The following is a 17,765-nucleotide window of genomic DNA, read 5'->3' as shown; positions in this document are numbered from 1 at the left end:
CGGTTGATCACTGGGGGACGAGATGGAGCTGAGTGATATTGATTTCTTTGCTGCGTTATCCGCAATTGTCTTGGGTGTTATATAGTCAAGCCGCACGAGCAATTAGTATCGGTTAGCTCAACGCCTCGCAGCGCTTACACACCCGACCTATCAACGTCCTGGTCTTGAACGGCTCTTCAGGGACCTCGAGGGTCCAGGGAGATCTCATCTTGGAAGGGGCTTCCCGCTTAGATGCTTTCAGCGGTTATCCTGTCCGAACATAGCTACCGGGCAATGCGACTGGCGTCACAACCCGAACACCAGAGGTTCGTCCACTCCGGTCCTCTCGTACTAGGAGCAGCTTTCCTCAAATCTCCAACGTCCACGGCAGATAGGGACCGAACTGTCTCACGACGTTCTAAACCCAGCTCGCGTACCACTTTAAATGGCGAACAGCCATACCCTTGGGACCGGCTTCAGCCCCAGGATGTGATGAGCCGACATCGAGGTGCCAAACACCGCCGTCGATGTGAACTCTTGGGCGGTATCAGCCTGTTATCCCCGGAGTACCTTTTATCCGTTGAGCGATGGCCCTTCCATACAGAACCACCGGATCACTATGACCTACTTTCGTACCTGCTCGACGTGTCTGTCTCGCAGTTAAGCGGGCTTGTGCCATTACACTAACCGCATGATGTCCGACCATGCTTAGCCCACCTTTGTGCTCCTCCGTTACGCTTTGGGAGGAGACCGCCCCAGTCAAACTACCCACCACACAGTGTCCTCATCCCCGATAAGGGGACCAAGTTAGAACCTCAAACATGTCAGGCTGGTATTTCAAGGTTGGCTCCATGAGAACTGGCGTTCCCACTTCAAAGCCTCCCAGCTATCCTACACAAACATGCTCAAAGTTCACTGTGAAGCTATAGTAAAGGTTCACGGGGTCTTTCCGTCTAGCCGCGGATACACCGCATCTTCACGGCGATTTCAATTTCACTGAGTCTCGGGTAGAGACAGCGCCCCCATCGTTACGCCATTCGTGCAGGTCGGAACTTACCCGACAAGGAATTTCGCTACCTTAGGACCGTTATAGTTACGGCCGCCGTTTACCGGGGCTTCGATCAAGAGCTTCGCGCAAGCGCTAACCCCATCAATTAACCTTCCGGCACCGGGCAGGCGTCACACCGTATACGTCCACTTTCGTGTTTGCACAGTGCTGTGTTTTTAATAAACAGTCGCAGGGGCCTGGTATCTTCGACTGGCGTCAGCTCCACCCGCAAGGGGTCTCACCTACCACCAGCGTGCCTTCTCCCGAAGTTACGGCACCATTTTGCCTAGTTCCTTTACCCGAGTTCTCTCAAGCGCCTTGGTATTCTCTACCTGACCACCTGTGTCGGTTTGGGGTACGGTCTCGAATAGCCTGAAGCTTAGAAGATTTTCCTGGAAGCATGGCATCAATGACTTCCCGCTCTAAGAGCAGTCGTCGTCGCGTCTCGAGATTGTGGACCCGGATTTGCCTAAGTCCACTCCCTACTCGCTTAAACCGGGACAACCGTCGCCCGGCTCACCTAGCCTTCTCCGTCTCTCCATCGCAGCTATCCAAGGTACGGGAATATTAACCCGTTTCCCATCGACTACACCTTTCGGTCTCGCCTTAGGGGCCGACTCACCCTGCGCCGATTAGCGTTGCGCAGGAACCCTTGGTCTTCCGGCGTGCGGGTTTTTCACCCGCATTGTCGTTACTCATGTCAGCATTCGCACTTCTGATACCTCCAGCATGCTTCTCAACACACCTTCGCAGGCTTACAGAACGCTCCCCTACCCCGCATACAAAGTATGCAGCCGCAGCTTCGGTGACCAGTTTGAGCCCCGTTACATCTTCCGCGCAGGCCGACTCGACTAGTGAGCTATTACGCTTTCTTTAAAGGATGGCTGCTTCTAAGCCAACCTCCTAGCTGTCTGAGCCTTCCCACATCGTTTCCCACTTAACTGGTACTTGGGGACCTTAGCTGGCGGTCTGGGTTGTTTCCCTCTTCACGACGGACGTTAGCACCCGCCGTGTGTCTCCCGGATAGTACTCACAGGTATTCGGAGTTTGCATCGGGTTGGTAAGTCGGGATGACCCCCTAGCCGAAACAGTGCTCTACCCCCTGTGGTATTCGTCCGAGGCGCTACCTAAATAGCTTTCGGGGAGAACCAGCTATCTCCGGGCTTGATTAGCCTTTCACTCCGATCCACAAGTCATCCCCTGGCTTTTCAACGACAGTGGGTTCGGTCCTCCAGTGCCTGTTACGGCACCTTCAACCTGCTCATGGATAGATCGCCCGGTTTCGGGTCTATGCCCAGCGACTAAATCGCCCTATTCAGACTCGGTTTCCCTACGGCTCCCCTAAACGGTTAACCTCGCCACTGAACATAAGTCGCTGACCCATTATACAAAAGGTACGCCGTCACGGAACAAGTCCGCTCCGACTGCTTGTACGCATACGGTTTCAGGATCTATTTCACTCCCCTCACAGGGGTTCTTTTCGCCTTTCCCTCACGGTACTGGTTCACTATCGGTCAGTCAGGAGTATTTAGCCTTGGAGGATGGTCCCCCCATGTTCAGACAGGATATCACGTGTCCCGTCCTACTCGATTTCACCAGACTCAGGTTTCGGATACGGGGCTATCACCCACTATGGCGGCACTTTCCAGAGCCTTCTCCTACCAGTTGTCTAGCTTAAGGGCTAGTCCCCGTTCGCTCGCCGCTACTTAGGGAATCTCGGTTGATTTCTTTTCCTCGGGGTACTTAGATGTTTCAGTTCCCCCGGTTCGCCTCTTACACCTATGGATTCAGTGTAAGATACCGACCCGAAAGTCGGTGGGTTTCCCCATTCAGAAATGCCCGGATCACAGCTTGTTTGCCAGCTCCCCGAACCTTATCGCAGGCTTCCACGTCTTTCATCGCCTCTGACTGCCAAGGCATCCACCGTATGCGCTTAGTTGCTTGACTATATAACCCCAAGACAACTGATCACGATTCAACATCCCTCACCAGGCAAGCCTGATAAAGAACCCTGTTTCGAGACAGCCACTTGAAGCAATAGAACAACCACTTCAACGACAACACCGGATAACGCTTGAAATCGTTATCACTCTGATCAATGAATTCCGGAGATAATGGAATCCATCAATCGTGCTCTATCTCGTCCAATTTGTTAAAGAGCAAATCTGACCCAGTGATCAGAAAGGAAGGCTTCATCAACGTGAAACATTCGTTTCTGTACACTACTAACCGGAGTTAGTCAGTTTAAAGCATCGATCGTTCAGGCTTTTGGTGGAGCTGAGCGGGATCGAACCGCTGACCTCCTGCGTGCAAGGCAGGCGCTCTCCCAACTGAGCTACAGCCCCTCATCGAAACCACTCACCGACTCGGCGCCCTACCATTCTCGCCGAACTCGGAAAATCGTTCAGATCTAGGCGCTTTCAGGTGTAGCGTGCGAGTAGCACGTGAGCCTGGAAGCAACGACGAGCTGAGCGATTTTGGTGGGTCTGGGTGGACTTGAACCACCGACCTCACCCTTATCAGGGGTGCGCTCTAACCACCTGAGCTACAGACCCAATTATCACTGCATCTTGCACCACCTGAGCTGCGTTGCAGTCTTCGTTCACTCGGTCACGTACTTATGTACGCTCCCTCGCTCTCTCAGCCTGCGCCTTGTCAGCTGTCACAACCTACAGCGCTAATGCCTGCTTCACTTTAAAGTGCCGCAGCCATCGGGCCTGCATAGACCCTTTTGCTCTCTTTATTAGCCAACCAAGTAATTCGTGTGGACTCTGACCGAAGCATTCGGCTTCGTTTAAGGAGGTGATCCAGCCGCAGGTTCCCCTACGGCTACCTTGTTACGACTTCACCCCAGTCATGAACCACACCGTGGTGATCGTCCTCCCGAAGGTTAGACTAACCACTTCTGGTGCAATCCACTCCCATGGTGTGACGGGCGGTGTGTACAAGGCCCGGGAACGTATTCACCGTGACATTCTGATTCACGATTACTAGCGATTCCGACTTCACGCAGTCGAGTTGCAGACTGCGATCCGGACTACGATGCGTTTTGTGAGATTGGCTCCCCCTCGCGGGTTTGCAGCCCTCTGTGCGCACCATTGTAGCACGTGTGTAGCCCTGGCCGTAAGGGCCATGATGACCTGACGTCATCCCCACCTTCCTCCGGTTTGTCACCGGCAGTCTCCCTAGAGTTCTCAGCCGAACTGCTAGCAACTAGGGATAGGGGTTGCGCTCGTTACGGGACTTAACCCAACATCTCACGACACGAGCTGACGACGGCCATGCAGCACCTGTGTCAGAGTTCCCGAAGGCACCAATCCATCTCTGGAAAGTTCTCTGCATGTCAAGGCCAGGTAAGGTTCTTCGCGTTGCGTCGAATTAAACCACATGCTCCACCGCTTGTGCGGGCCCCCGTCAATTCATTTGAGTTTTAACCTTGCGGCCGTACTCCCCAGGCGGTCTACTTAGTGCGTTAGCTGCGCCACTAAGACTTCAAGAGTCCCAACGGCTAGTAGACATCGTTTACGGCGTGGACTACCAGGGTATCTAATCCTGTTTGCTCCCCACGCTTTCGCACCTCAGTGTCAGTATTGGTCCAGGTAGCCGCCTTCGCCACTGGTGTTCCTTCCTATATCTACGCATTTCACCGCTACACAGGAAATTCCACTACCCTCTACCATACTCTAGCCTGACAGTTCGAAATGCCGTTCCCAGGTTAAGCCCGGGGCTTTCACATCTCGCTTATCAAACCACCTACGCGCGCTTTACGCCCAGTAATTCCGATTAACGCTTGCACCCTCCGTATTACCGCGGCTGCTGGCACGGAGTTAGCCGGTGCTTCTTCTGTGAGTAACGTCAAGCCCTACGAGTATTAGTCGCAGAGTTTTCCTCCTCACTGAAAGTGCTTTACAACCCGAAAGCCTTCTTCACACACGCGGCATGGCTGGATCAGGGTTGCCCCCATTGTCCAATATTCCCCACTGCTGCCTCCCGTAGGAGTTCGGGCCGTGTCTCAGTCCCGATGTGGCTGATCATCCTCTCAGACCAGCTACGGATCGTCGCCTTGGTAGGCCTTTACCCCACCAACTAGCTAATCCGACATAGGCACATCCAATAGCGCAAGGTCCGAAGATCCCCTGCTTTCCCCCGAAGGGCGTACGCGGTATTAATCCGGGTTTCCCCGGGCTATCCCCCACTACTGGGCAGTTTCCTATGCATTACTCACCCGTCCGCCGCTCGTCAGCGGGGTGCAAGCACCCCCTGTTACCGCCCGACTTGCATGTGTTAAGCCTGCCGCCAGCGTTCAATCTGAGCCATGATCAAACTCTTCAGTTTAAATCATACAAGAATCCGAAGATTCTCTATTCTTGCTCAAGACAAAACTCAATTTCGACGAGTCACTGTCCTGATATTTCGTATCCGAAATACCTCGGCCAGCGCCCACACGAATTACTTGGTCAACTTTTTAAAGAGCGTTTGAGCTGTTGCTCAATCAAGGCCGCGTATTCTACATCGTTCCGCTGCCTTGTCAACCGTTTATTTTTCGATGTTTTCCGCTTCCGGAAAGCGCCGAAAAATGACCCGGCTTACTGCTTGTTTCGAGGCGCGCATTCTACAGCGAACTGCTTGCCTGTCAACTGCTTTCTGAAGATTTTTAAAACTCATTTTCTTCAGCGCTTTCAAACAGTTATCTTTCGATTTCTGAGCCACCTCAGCGGTGCTCCCCTCGAAAGAGATGCGCATTCTACAGACCTGCCTGGGGGTGTCAACGGCGATTCTGAAAAAAACTCAAAATCGCCCAAAATCGATCACGCAGTAATCAGAACGCGGGCGATCTTCTTCTTGCCCGCCTGGATGACACAATCATCACCCTCTACAAACATCCGATCGCCTTCGAATTTCTGACCATCCACAAAGACCGCACCACGGCCCAGGACGTCTCTGGCTGCCGCGCCATTCTTTACCAAACCTGCCAGACGAAGCACTGACGCCATCGGAATCTCTGACTGCCCTTCCAGTGGCACCTCCACAGTCGGCACATTATCAGGAATCTCGCCAAGAGCAACGCGATTACCGGCAGACTTGTGGGCAGTGCGCGCTGCCTCCTCATCGTGGAACCGGGTAATAATCTCTTCCGCCAGCAACTTCTTATAGTCCTGCGGGTTGGCACCATCGGCGACAGCCTTACGGAACTCCTCCACCTCCGCAAGCGGCCGGAAGCTCAACAGCTCGAAGTAACGCCATAGAAGATCATCCGGCATGGAAAGCAGCTTGGTATACATCTCACCTGGCGAGTCATTCACGCCCACATAGTTGCCCAGAGACTTGGACATCTTCTGAACACCGTCGAGCCCCTCCAGAATCGGCATGGTAAGAATCACCTGGGGCGACTGGCCGTAGTGCTTTTGAAGAATTCGCCCCATCAGAAGATTGAACTTCTGGTCGGTCCCACCCAGCTCAACATCGGCCTCCATGGCAACAGAGTCATACCCCTGAACCAACGGATAGAGGAACTCGTGAATCGCGATCGCCTGCTCAGCCCTGTAACGCTTGGTAAAGTCATCCCTCTCCAGCATGCGGGCAACGGTGTACTGCCCCGCCAGCTTGATCATATCGGCGGCGCTCATCTTGTTCATCCAATCGGAATTGAACATGACGCGCGTCTTTTCAGGATCCAGGATTTTGAACACCTGCTCTTTATAGCTAACTGCGTTCTCGGCAACCTGCTGCTCCGTTAAAGGAGGGCGTGTGGCACTCTTGCCAGTGGGATCCCCGATCATCCCGGTGAAGTCTCCAATCAGAAACATCACTTCGTGACCGAGATCCTGGAACTGGCGAAGCTTATTAATAAGAACCGTGTGCCCAAGATGAAGGTCGGGCGCCGTGGGATCGAAACCCGCCTTGATCCGGAGCGGACGACCTTCCTTCAGTTTCTCGATAAGCTCATCTTCCGGAATGAGTTCGTCTACGCCTCGCTTGATTATCGCCAACGCTTCATCAATGGATGCCATGAACAACACGTCCCCGCTTTGATCTTGGAAAGATTCTGTCAGTTACAGACTTCAACAAAAGAAATCTGTGAGTTACCTGTCCCCCTGCTACAGTAAGCTGACCAGAAATTGACCAACACCGAGTTTGCAGGGCGGCGCATTATAACAACGCTGTCAAAAGAAATCCGGAGGATGGAACAGTAACCGTAATGTTCCACGCTGTCCCGCATGCATTTTATACGGTAATCTGTTGGACTATACTTGAACAACAGCTTTAATTAGGTAGTACAAGCTGCCGTAATGCCGATTAAAACGGGTGCGATACGTGCTAAAAATGTTTCCCAAAACTCACATTACCATTGCTGCTGCGGCCACGGTTGTTGTTACCGCCGCCGTCCTTATGAGCCCAAGCAGCAACGTTGAAGCGAAAAGGATGTCCTACGCTCTGGATCTGGAGCAGGGCACCGTTTCTGAAACAGGCGCCTCGACAGTGCAGGCGACAACCCCGGCCGCCCCTGTCACAGAAACCCAGCCGGAAGTATCCGAATCAGAGGTTGCGACAGAAGCCAGCCAGCAGGCGAACCTTGCTGCGCCGGAATTGCCCGCCGCCCCGAAAGAGCCCGAGCTCGACTGGCAAACCTTCGCAGTCAAGTCCGGCGACACCCTTTCTTCTCTGTTCAAGAAAGCCGGTTTCAATGACGGCATTATGCTCTCCGTGATTCACGGCGACGGCGAGGCGGACAAGCTACAGCGACTGTACGCTGGCGAAACTATTCGCTTTGCCACCTCCGAAGACGGCTCACTAGCAGCCATTGATCTGCAACGAAACCTTCTGGAGACTCTGAAGATTACGAAAGAGGGTGATAGCTTCAGCGGCGAGACTGAAGTTCGCAAACCGGAAGCACGGCCGGCCTTTGCGTCCGGCACTATAGACGGCTCTTTGTATCTTGCCGCTCGTGATGCGGGTCTCAATGACCGCCTGACAATGGAGCTGGCAGGCATCTTTGGCTGGGATATCGACTTTGTTTACGATGTCCGGAAGGGCGACCAGTTCGAAGTGGTTTATGAAGAGCTCTACCTGGACGGCGAAAAGTTCGACACCGGTCGGATCCTGTCTGCACGATTTGTTAACCGCGGCGAAGAAAATCTCGCACTGCTTTATACCGACAGCAATGGCGACAGCGATTACTACGCCCCCGATGGCAAAAGCATGCGCAAGGCATTCCTGCGAACCCCCATCAATGCCAGGATTTCTTCTCCATTCAACCTTCAGCGCCGCCATCCCGTTCTGGACGTTGTGCGCCCGCATGAAGGCACCGATTACGCAGCACCTCCCGGCACCCCCATCAAGGCGGCAGGTTCCGGTCGGGTGAAATTCGCCGGCTGGAAGGGTGGTTACGGAAGAACCGTTATCCTCCAGCACGGTGACAACATCACTACGCTGTATGCTCATATGAGCCGCCTGGGTAAAGGCATCAAGAATGGCACCCGGGTCAAGCAGGGCCAGACTATCGGCCACGTCGGCTCCTCTGGGATGGTCACTGGCCCACACCTGCATTACGAGTTCAGGCTGAACGGGTCGCCACGTAACTCACGCACCGTTAAGTTACCGGACGCCAAGCCCATTCCTTCTTCCGAAATGGCTCGATTCAAGAAGTTCACCGAACAACGAATCGCCCAGTTTGACGTTTTCCGCGAGAGCTACCAGCAACTCGCACTGGCTTCAGACGACTGAACTAAGAATGGAAGCCTGGATAGGGTTGATGTCGGGCACCAGCATGGATGGCATTGATGCCGTGCTGGTGTCTTTCCAGAACAACACCGTTAAGATCCACGCCTCGCACACCACCCCCTACCCCGATCATATTCGCCATCGCCTGCTTGCCGCCAGCCAGAATCAGGCCGCACCCGACGAGGTCGGTGAGCTAGACACTCTGGTCGGCACGCTGTTTTCCGAGGCGGCGCATGAGGTTATTCAATCTTCCGGCTTTGACCGAACGACGATTCGCGGCATTGGCAGCCACGGCCAAACGATTCGCCACCAACCCTCCGGCACAGCCCCTTTCTCAATCCAGATCGGCAATCCTTCCGTGGTTGCCGAAGCCACAAACATCACAACGGTCGCAGATTTCCGAAGAAGGGATATGGCCGCGGGAGGCCAGGGTGCTCCGCTGGTTCCAGCCTTCCATAAGGCCTTTTTCAGTTTGGATACCGAGAACCGCTGCATTCTCAACCTCGGGGGCATTGCCAACATCACCTGGCTTCCGGCAAGCGCGGACCTGCCGGCAACCGGATTCGACACGGGCCCAGCCAATGCATTGATGGATGCCTGGTGTCTGGACCAGACCGGGCTTCCGTTTGATAGCGATGGCCACTGGGCCAAAGAAGGTTCAGTCAACCAGGAGCTGCTTGAAGACATGCTTTCCGATGCCTACTTCTCGAAGGCACCCCCAAAGAGCACGGGCAAAGAGCGGTTCAATCTTGATTGGGTCAAAACACTGGTAAGTCGCCACCCGGGCATTCCAGCGGAAGATATCCAGAGGACGTTGCTACAACTGACCGTTACCAGCGTCGTTAATCAGCTGCCTGAGACCGCAGACCTTCGGGTTTACGTATGCGGCGGTGGGGCGCGAAACCCGCTCTTGATGGAAGAGCTGGGCAAGGCACTGCCTGAAGCCCGACTCTCACTAACCTCGGAACTGGGTGTGGACCCTCAAATGGTGGAACCTGTGGCGTTCGCATGGCTGGCAAAGCAGGCGCTCGAAGGGAAGCCCGGGAACCTGCCGGACGTGACCGGGGCGGCCGGCCCTCGCATCCTGGGAGCCATCTACCCGGCCTGAAGCCTTTTCCAATCAGATCGAGAAGGAACTGCCACACCCGCAAGTGGAGCTGGCATTGGGGTTCTGGACCACAAACTGAGACCCCTGCAGGCCTTCCTGATAATCAATGGTGGCGCCCACCAGATACTGGTAGCTCATCGGATCAACCAGAAGAAAGACGCCATCGCGCTCAATCACAGTGTCTTCCTCATCCTGGTTTTCATCAAACGAGAAGCCGTATTGAAATCCGGAACAGCCCCCGCCCGTGACAAAGACACGGAGTTTGAGTTCGGGGTTTTCTTCTTCCTCGATCAACTCACGTACTTTGGCAACGGCACTGTCACTAAAGAACAGCGGTGTGGCCATTTGTTGCTGAACTGCGCTCAAGTTCGCCTCCGGATTATCGTGAACAACTCAGGCGATTATGGTATTCCTGACTAAAACAATCAACTATTCGGACTTTCCACCATCGGCCGACTCCTCGGATCCCGAGTCCTCATCACCGTTGGCAACCTGCTTGTGCCCGGATCCGGCAGATTTGGCATCCTGGGATAGCAGACCGACAGGTTCCCGCTGATGTACCAGATTTCCGTTCACCGAGGCACCCATCGCCATCTCGATCAGGTTGTAGTACACGCTACCATTGATAGAGGCTTTTTCCGCCAGTTCAAGATGCGCCGATGCGTAAACATCACCGTTCACAGTACCGTTAATAATGACGTGGGGCGCGTTGATATCGCCTGTCACTTCGCCAACTTCCGAAACCCTGAGCACCGCGTCAGTGCCCTCATCAGCAACTACCTTCCCGCGAATACGGCCATCCACGTGAAGCCCACCGCTGAAATGCACATCCCCTTCCACGGTAGTCCGAGAGGAAATCAGAGTGTCAAAATGGCCGGTGGGCCGGCGCGGTTTCTGCTTTTTCTTGCCAAGCATGTCAGTTCTCCGTTAAATCGTCCCAGTTAAAGGTGCGCTCGGCTTGCGAGGATTTTCTTCCCTCCGCCTGGGCTACCACCTGGATCTCAAGCGGCTCAAATTGTTCCGGCAATTTCAGAGAACCTTCAACGTCCTGAAAATACCGGAAACGGAATTTCACACCGAGATCGGCTATATCCTCCGAGAGATCACGCAAAGCGATGACCTCTTTTTCTTCATCACGCAAACCGATGACATTGACCGCCACCACACCGGAAATGTAGCTCTTGTTGTTGCCGACCTGGGTCAGCACCAACTTGAAGTCATAGCTATCCCGATTACGGGCCGGAACCAGCGTAAAACTGTCAACCTGGAGCCCCTTGCTGGTTTCCGAAGGCGCCATGATGTTTTTATAGAAGGTCAGGTCCGATTGCAGTGATCCAATGCGGGTTTCCAGATCGACGATGGTTTTTCGCGCCTGGTTGAGAGCCTGCTCATCAATTGCACGCCCTCGTTCCAGGTTGATCAGCTGTTGCCGGGCCTTGCGGAAATCCTCTCGCAGCGTTTCGACTTCATTCTCCAGTACCTGGTTGGACTCCTCAGCACTGGAGAACCGGAAACCACCCTGAGCCAGACCGGTTGCATAGCCGGCAATCGCCGCAACAACGGTAAAAACCAGCAGAATGGCCGTTCTGCGCAGGCGATAACCGGGGCGATGGCGAATAACGACATACTCTTCAGCAGGCTTTCGCTGTTCGCTCACAATCTTTCCCTGTGCATCAAGGCAGCAGCGCCGGGGCCTCAAGCCCCATGGTTTCTTTCAGGCCGAACATGATGTTCATATTCTGAACCGCCTGCCCCGCCGCGCCTTTCACCAGATTGTCGATCACAGAGGAGACAATCACGATGTTGCTCTGTTCCTGCCTGTGCAGCGCCATACGGCACTGGTTCGCCCCGCGCACACTGCGGGTTTCCGGATGGCTGCCAAAAGGCATCACATCGACAAAGGGCTCGTCGGCAAAACGCTCCTCAAACAACGCCTGCAGCCGATCAAAATCGGCCGGATTTTTCAGCTCGGCGTAGAGTGTTGCTTCAATGCCACGAATCATTGGAATCAGATGGGGAACGAAAGTCACGCCCACATCGCCGCCGGCCGCGCCGGACAGTCCCTGTCGGATCTCGGGCAGATGGCGATGGCCAGAGGCACCATAGGCCTTGAAGCTTTCACCAACCTCACCGTGCAGCATGCCAATCTTGCCCTGCCGGCCGGCGCCGCTGGCGCCGGATTTGGCATCCGCAATCAACCGGGCAGGATCTACCAACCCTTGCTCCAGCAAAGGCAGGAAACCAAGTTGAACCGCGGTGGGGTAACAACCCGGGTTGGCAACCAGCTGAGCCGCACGTATTTCGTCCCGCACCACTTCCGGCAGACCATAGACCGCTTTTTCAGCCCATTCCGGGCTTTCATGGGCCATGCCGTACCAATTAGCCCAGACATCCAGATCCTTCAGACGAAAATCGGCGGACAGATCCACTACACGCACGCCGGCCGACATCAGTTCCGGAACCATTCTCATGGCTACGCCATGGGGTGTTGCGAAGAACACCAGATCGCAGGCTCCAAGCACGGCTACGTCGGGCTCAGAAAACGCCACGTCGTAGTGCCCTCGCAAATTGGGGTACATATCCGCTACCGGCATGCCCGCCTCAGACCTTGAGGTAATGCAACTGACCGAAACTTCAGGGTGAACCGCGAGGATTCTCAGCAGTTCCACACCGGTGTAGCCGGTGCCACCAACGATGCCTACTTTAATCACCATTTTCTCCAGCGACGTCGTATCAGAATTAAGAGCTTTAACGCCGTAGTCTACCATGATAAACCAATGACTTATTGCAGCCCTCAGGGCGACCGTTACAATGTTGTCAGAATCCTTCTGACAGTCCACCCAAATCCACCGGACCTCTGGCCTCATGCAGAAAATCTGGCACCAGATTACCGAGCATCTGATCCCTGTTTTCCGGCGCCGGTTATCCGGTGTTGATGCTTTGCCGCAACTGGCCGTGCTCGGCCTGCTGTCCGGGTTGATTACCGGTGGCGTCATCCTGGTGTTCCGCCTGGCCATTGAGTGGCCGCTCGAGCATTTTCTTCCAGGCAATGGCTCCGAATCCTTCGAGGAACTGAATCTGCTGACCCGGGGGCTTCTCCCGCTCGCCGGGGCGCTCGGCCTGGGCTTGCTGATGCACCGCCTGGCCACCCACGACCGCAAGGTCGGGATCGTTCACGTTATGGAGCGCCTGAACTACCATCAGGGCTACATCTCCATACGCAGCGCAATTGTGCAGTTTATCTCGGGGGTGGCCACCGTGGTCAGCGGCCAGTCGGCAGGTCGTGAGGGGCCGGCCGTGCACCTGGGCGCGGCCTTTTCGAGCCTGATGGGACAATGGATGCGCCTGCCGAACAACAGCATCCGGACACTGGTGGCCTGCGGCTGTGCGGCGGCCATTTCAGCGTCATTCAACACGCCGATCTCAGGTGTCATTTTCGCCATGGAAGTGGTGATGATGGAATACACCATTGCGGGTTTCACACCAATCATTCTGGCGGCGGTAAGCGCAGCGATTGTTACCCAGGCGGTGTATGGCGCGGAACCGGCCTTCAGCGTGCCGGCGCTGACCATGAACTCGTTGACAGAGATCCCCTGGATACTGGCCATTGCCGTGATTATCGGCATCGCTGCGGCGCTGTTTATCCAGCTGGTCGACACCATGGGCAAGCACCACCACCGTCCGGTTTTGTTGCGCATTACCATTGCGGGCCTTCTGATGGTGCCATTCGCCATTTTCATTCCGGAAACCATGGGTATCGGGTACGACACCGTCAACGAAACCATTAACGGTGAGCTGGGGTTCTGGCTATTGCTCGGAGCTGGCGCCGCCAAGCTGGTGATCACCTCGCTTTCCATTGGCCTGGGCATGCCAAGTGGAGTGATTGGTCCCACGCTGTTCATGGGGGCAACCCTGGGCGGTGCCATGGGGTTGATTGGCGCACAGATTCTGCCGGAACACGCATCATCGGTTGGCTTTTACGCCATGCTGGGAATGGGCGCCATGATGGGTGCCGTGCTTCAGGCGCCGCTCGCTGCCCTGATGGCGCTGATGGAACTCACGCGAAATCCCAACATCATCCTTCCGGGTATGCTTATCATTACCACCTCGAGCCTGGTCACCAGCGAGGCCTTCGGCAAGAAATCACTGTTCCTGACCATCCTCAAGAACCAGGGGCTGAGCTACCAGAATTCCCCGGTAATTCAGGCCCTCCGGCGGGTATCGGTTGGTGCCATCATGGACCGAAGTATACTACGCACCGAGCGGCACCTGAGCGTCGAAGAGGCACGAAAGGCCCTGAAATCCGAGCCAAAGTGGCTGGTCGTTGAAGGCAGTAGCGGGCCCACCGCCCTGTTACCGGCCGTCGATCTGGCGAGATACCTGGAGGATACGGAAAAGCTGGTGGCCGAGGAGGAAGTCGAACCACCGGAGTCCATCGACCTGATGGACATTCCCGCCAATCGTCGTGACGTTGCCCCGGTACAGTACCAGGCCACCCTGGAGGAAGCCTTGAATGAGTTCGATGCAACTAACGCCGAGGCCCTTTACGTACAACGTCACGTGGCGCCCATGATCCAGCGGGTTTATGGCGTGGTGCTGAAAGCCGATATCGAGAGTTACTACCAATACCGACGGAGCTGACGAATGCTTTGGGTGAAAGCCTTCCATATTATTTCACTGGTGTGCTGGTTCGCCGGCATCTTCTACCTGCCCAGGCTGTTCGTCTACCATGCCGCCTGTGAGGACGAGCCCGGTCGTGAGCGCTTCAAGATCATGGAGCGCAAGCTTTACCGCGGCATTACCACACCCTCGATGGTCGCAACCTTTGTCTTCGGCGTCTGGCTGATCAGTTACAATGCATCCGGCTATTTCAGCCAGGGCTGGATGCATGCCAAGCTGTTACTGGTGGCAATTCTGATTGTTTACCATTTTTATTGCGGACACCTTGTAAAGGTCTTCCGGGACGACCAGAACACCAGAAGCCACGTGTTTTACCGTTGGTTCAATGAGCTGCCGGTCCTGATCCTGCTGGCCGTTGTTATCCTGGCAGTTGTCAAACCGTTTTGAGGAGCTGAGTCATTAAACGTTTTACCCGACCCCAGGTTCTTATTCTTTCCGGCCTCGACCCATCCGGCGGCGCCGGGATTCAGGCCGACATTCAGGCAGTCACCTCGCTGGGCTGCCATCCCTTGCCGGTTCTCTCGTGCCTCACCGTTCAGGATACCCGCAACGTGTATGGCGCCGAGCCGGTATCCGCAGACCTGATTCGCCAGCAACTCCAGTGCCTTGCTGAAGACACCCCCATTCACGCCATTAAAACCGGCGCCCTGGGCAACGCAGCGGTGGTGGATGTGCTGGTGGAGTTCATCCGTGAACACCCCGGTATACCAGTGATTACCGACCCGGTGATCAAGGCCGCAGGTGGAGGTGACCTGGCCGATGACGCACTGGTCAGCGCCATGAAAGAGAAGTTGTTTCCTCTGGCAGAGATGATTACGCCAAACGGTATCGAGCTGGCGATGCTCGGGGGCAGCGATACCCCTGATCAGGCCGCCGACAACCTGTTGCAAGGCGGTTGTGAATCGGTATTGGCCACCGGAGGGCACGGCACTGGCGTTCACATTATCAACACCCTGTACAATCACGCGCCTGAACCCATGCGCTGGGAGGTTGAACGTATCGGCGGCGAGTATCACGGCACCGGCTGTACCCTGGCCGCGGCGATTGCCGCCGGCAGGGCCTCCGGTCTGTCCCCACGCGCCGCCATCTCCCAGGCCCAGAACTACGTTCATCGCGCCATACTGCACGCTCTGGAAGTGGGCAAAGGCCAGCCGGTCCCGGATCGAGGTATTCTGTGGGAACGATGAGTAAAGGGCTTTGTCCGGGCCTCTACGCCATCACGGACAGCGCGCTCACTCCACCGGAAACACTGATCGAATCGGTTGAGGCAGCGCTTCGCGGCGGCGCGGTCATGGTACAATATCGCGAGAAACACGCGCCGATGGCCGAGAGACTTAGCCAGGCCAGGAACCTGCAGGCAGTTTGCCAGAACGCAGGCGTCCCGTTGCTGATCAACGACGATCCGGAGCTGGCGAAACGCGTGGGCGCTGCCGGAGTCCATATGGGGCAGACGGACGGCTCGCTGACCGCCGCCCGCGAACTACTCGGTGACCAGGCCATTATCGGCATAACCTGCCACGCCGATCTGGCATTGGCACGAGCCGGACTGAAGGCAGGCGCCGACTACCTGGCGTTCGGGCGCTTCTATACGTCGTCGACCAAACCCGGTGCACCGGCAGCATCCCCCGGGGTGCTGACCGAAGCCAAGAATTTCGGGCGCCCGCTGACCGCCATTGGCGGTGTGACTGTGGAAAACGGCGAACCCCTGATTCGCGCCGGGGCCGACATGCTTGCCGTGGTTGGCGGCCTGTTTGGCGGAACCACTGATGACATTGAGCTGCGAGCCAAAGGTTTTGAACGCCTGTTCGCAAGCCATCACCCACTTTTTTCACTTCCCGAATAACAGGAGCCCAGATCCATGACGCACTCCGAAACCCTGTTCGAGCAGGCCCAGAAATACATCCCCGGTGGCGTGAATTCTCCGGTCCGGGCGTTTCGCGGTGTCGGTGGTACGCCCATTTTCTTCAAGCACGCCCAGGGCGCCTATCTGTACGACGAAGACGATCAACGCTACATCGATTACATCGGCTCCTGGGGCCCCATGATTCTTGGTCACGGCGACCAACGCATCAAGGATGCCCTGCACGCGCAGGTCGACCTGGGCGTTGGCTATGGCGCACCCACGGCTCTCGAAACCGAGATGGCCAAGAAGGTGTGCGAACTGGTGCCCTCCATCGAACTGGTACGCATGGTCAACTCCGGCACCGAGGCCACCATGAGCACCGTTCGACTCGCCCGGGGCTACACCGGTCGCGACAAGATCGTGAAATTTGAGGGTAATTACCACGGCCACGTGGATTCACTTCTGGTAAAAGCCGGCTCCGGCGCGCTCACCCTGGGTGTACCGAACTCCCCGGGCATCCCAGCCAACCTGGCCGAGCACACCATCACGCTGACTTACAACGACATGGACAGCGTTCGGGAATGCTTCCGGGAGATGGGCGACCAGATCGCTGCCATTATCGTTGAGCCGGTGGCCGGTAACATGAACTGCATTCCGCCGGTTCCGGGTTTCCTGGAAGGGCTTCGGGAAGTGTGCGACGAGCATGGCACTGTGTTGATCTTCGACGAGGTGATGACCGGGTTCCGGGTTTCCCTCGGCGGTGCCCAGGGACTCTACGGTGTTACCCCCGATCTCACGGCCCTGGGCAAGGTGATCGGTGGCGGCCTTCCGGTCGGCGCCTTTGGCGGCAAACGGGAAATCATGGAGCACATTTCGCCACTCGGCCCGGTTTACCAGGCAGGTACCCTGAGCGGCAACCCCCTGGCCATGTGTGCCGGCCTGACAACGCTGAATGCGATCTCCGAACCCGGTTTCCACGACCGGTTGACCGAGAAAACCAATGCCGTTCGCGATGGCCTGAAAGAAGCCGCTGACGCCACCGGCATCCCGTTGACGGTGCAGAGTGCCGGCGCCATGTTCGGGTTCTTCTTCACCGAGGAAACCTCTGTCACCCGCTTTGACCAGGTAATGGCCTGTGATGTCGAACGCTTCAAGAAGTTCTTCCAGGGCATGCTGAAGGAAGGCGTCTATCTGGCACCTTCAGCCTTTGAGGCCGGCTTCACCACGGCTGCACTGTCAGAACAGGACATCGCCGATACCATAGCGGCAGCAAAAAAGGTTATGGCGACGCTCTGATCTTTCGACTCTTCCCCACCGACGACCCCGCAGGTCTCAGCCTGTCCTGCGGGGCCACCTCAGTGACGAGCGTCACACTTCTACGGCGA

At 56.0% G+C, this 17,765-nt stretch carries 13 protein-coding genes, 2 tRNA genes and 2 rRNA genes; 7 read left to right on the top strand and 10 right to left on the bottom strand.

Features of this window, described 5'->3' with window-relative positions; genetic code table 11:
• Positions 1–81 precede the first annotated feature (81 nt).
• The 6 genes from ACO06L_RS17735 to tyrS all read right to left on the bottom strand — a co-directional run bounded on the left by ACO06L_RS17735 (position 82) and on the right by tyrS (position 7,038).
• A 23S ribosomal RNA gene (locus ACO06L_RS17735) occupies positions 82–2,974 on the bottom strand.
• 322 nt (positions 2,975–3,296) lie between these two features.
• Positions 3,297–3,372: transfer RNA gene (locus ACO06L_RS17730), tRNA-Ala, on the bottom strand.
• A gap of 133 nt (positions 3,373–3,505) precedes the next feature.
• Positions 3,506–3,582 (bottom strand) — tRNA-Ile (locus ACO06L_RS17725).
• Between the two features lie 240 nt (positions 3,583–3,822).
• Positions 3,823–5,362: ribosomal RNA gene (locus ACO06L_RS17720) — 16S ribosomal RNA — on the bottom strand.
• Together the 16S and 23S rRNA genes with 2 tRNA genes alongside form the textbook arrangement of a ribosomal RNA operon.
• A 201-nt stretch (positions 5,363–5,563) precedes the next feature.
• Complete coding sequence (locus ACO06L_RS17715; RefSeq protein WP_064228570.1) at positions 5,564–5,770, bottom strand: hypothetical protein; 207 nt, start codon at positions 5,768–5,770, stop codon at positions 5,564–5,566.
• 65 nt (positions 5,771–5,835) lie between these two features.
• Entirely contained in the window at positions 5,836–7,038 is a 1,203-nt protein-coding gene (gene tyrS, locus ACO06L_RS17710) for a tyrosine--tRNA ligase (RefSeq protein WP_064228569.1), read from the bottom strand.
• A 304-nt stretch (positions 7,039–7,342) separates the two neighbouring features.
• Here tyrS and ACO06L_RS17705 point away from each other — a divergent pair, with 304 nt between their 5' ends.
• Complete coding sequence (locus ACO06L_RS17705; RefSeq protein ID WP_202347923.1) at positions 7,343–8,752, top strand: OapA family protein; 1,410 nt, start codon at positions 7,343–7,345, stop codon at positions 8,750–8,752.
• A 7-nt stretch (positions 8,753–8,759) separates the two neighbouring features.
• Entirely contained in the window at positions 8,760–9,857 is a 1,098-nt protein-coding gene (locus tag ACO06L_RS17700; protein WP_202347924.1) for an anhydro-N-acetylmuramic acid kinase, read from the top strand.
• 12 nt (positions 9,858–9,869) lie between these two features.
• Here ACO06L_RS17700 and erpA read toward each other — a convergent pair whose 3' ends face one another.
• The 4 genes from erpA to argC all read right to left on the bottom strand — a co-directional run bounded on the left by erpA (position 9,870) and on the right by argC (position 12,568).
• Positions 9,870–10,202, bottom strand: a complete 333-nt coding sequence (erpA, locus tag ACO06L_RS17695; RefSeq protein ID WP_198412821.1) for an iron-sulfur cluster insertion protein ErpA — start codon at positions 10,200–10,202, stop codon at positions 9,870–9,872.
• A gap of 84 nt (positions 10,203–10,286) precedes the next feature.
• A complete protein-coding gene (locus ACO06L_RS17690) occupies positions 10,287–10,772 on the bottom strand; it encodes a bactofilin family protein (RefSeq protein WP_064228565.1) in 486 nt (161 codons plus the stop codon).
• 1 nt (position 10,773) lies between these two features.
• Positions 10,774–11,514: a DUF6776 family protein gene (locus tag ACO06L_RS17685; RefSeq protein WP_202347925.1), complete on the bottom strand. Its 741-nt coding sequence runs from the start codon at positions 11,512–11,514 to the stop codon at positions 10,774–10,776.
• A 16-nt stretch (positions 11,515–11,530) separates the two neighbouring features.
• Positions 11,531–12,568, bottom strand: coding sequence for an N-acetyl-gamma-glutamyl-phosphate reductase (gene argC / locus ACO06L_RS17680; RefSeq protein WP_202348037.1), 1,038 nt, complete (start codon positions 12,566–12,568; stop codon positions 11,531–11,533).
• Between the two features lie 154 nt (positions 12,569–12,722).
• Here argC and ACO06L_RS17675 point away from each other — a divergent pair, with 154 nt between their 5' ends.
• The 5 genes from ACO06L_RS17675 to hemL are packed head-to-tail and all read left to right on the top strand — an operon-like array spanning position 12,723 to position 17,676.
• Positions 12,723–14,498, top strand: coding sequence for a chloride channel protein (locus tag ACO06L_RS17675; protein ID WP_064228563.1), 1,776 nt, complete (start codon positions 12,723–12,725; stop codon positions 14,496–14,498).
• 3 nt (positions 14,499–14,501) lie between these two features.
• Entirely contained in the window at positions 14,502–14,924 is a 423-nt protein-coding gene (gene hemJ / locus ACO06L_RS17670; protein WP_064228562.1) for a protoporphyrinogen oxidase HemJ, read from the top strand.
• Positions 14,925–14,965: 41 nt separating this feature from the next.
• Entirely contained in the window at positions 14,966–15,724 is a 759-nt protein-coding gene (gene thiD, locus ACO06L_RS17665) for a bifunctional hydroxymethylpyrimidine kinase/phosphomethylpyrimidine kinase (protein ID WP_202348038.1), read from the top strand.
• Positions 15,721–16,380, top strand: coding sequence for a thiamine phosphate synthase (thiE, locus tag ACO06L_RS17660; RefSeq protein ID WP_227716038.1), 660 nt, complete (start codon positions 15,721–15,723; stop codon positions 16,378–16,380). Before thiD ends, thiE begins: the two co-directional genes overlap by 4 nt.
• A 15-nt stretch (positions 16,381–16,395) precedes the next feature.
• Complete coding sequence (hemL, locus tag ACO06L_RS17655; protein ID WP_202347927.1) at positions 16,396–17,676, top strand: glutamate-1-semialdehyde 2,1-aminomutase; 1,281 nt, start codon at positions 16,396–16,398, stop codon at positions 17,674–17,676.
• Positions 17,677–17,765 lie beyond the last annotated feature (89 nt).

Origin of the sequence: Marinobacter sp., from assembly GCF_965229985.1 — a bacterium.
GTDB lineage: Bacteria > Pseudomonadota > Gammaproteobacteria > Pseudomonadales > Oleiphilaceae > Marinobacter.
The sequence above is the reverse complement of the archived record's forward strand: the minus strand, read 5'-3'. Positions and strand labels throughout refer to the sequence as shown.

Coding starts and splice junctions, on each gene's coding strand:
- hemL (WP_202347927.1), top strand. CDS start 16,396: ATGACGCACTCCGAAACCCTGTTCGAGCAGGCCCAGAAATACATCCCC.
- ACO06L_RS17690 (WP_064228565.1), bottom strand. CDS start 10,772: ATGCTTGGCAAGAAAAAGCAGAAACCGCGCCGGCCCACCGGCCATTTT.
- thiE (WP_227716038.1), top strand. CDS start 15,721: ATGAGTAAAGGGCTTTGTCCGGGCCTCTACGCCATCACGGACAGCGCG.
- ACO06L_RS17675 (WP_064228563.1), top strand. CDS start 12,723: ATGCAGAAAATCTGGCACCAGATTACCGAGCATCTGATCCCTGTTTTC.
- ACO06L_RS17715 (WP_064228570.1), bottom strand. CDS start 5,770: ATGCGCATCTCTTTCGAGGGGAGCACCGCTGAGGTGGCTCAGAAATCG.
- hemJ (WP_064228562.1), top strand. CDS start 14,502: ATGCTTTGGGTGAAAGCCTTCCATATTATTTCACTGGTGTGCTGGTTC.
- tyrS (WP_064228569.1), bottom strand. CDS start 7,038: ATGGCATCCATTGATGAAGCGTTGGCGATAATCAAGCGAGGCGTAGAC.
- erpA (WP_198412821.1), bottom strand. CDS start 10,202: ATGGCCACACCGCTGTTCTTTAGTGACAGTGCCGTTGCCAAAGTACGT.
- ACO06L_RS17700 (WP_202347924.1), top strand. CDS start 8,760: ATGGAAGCCTGGATAGGGTTGATGTCGGGCACCAGCATGGATGGCATT.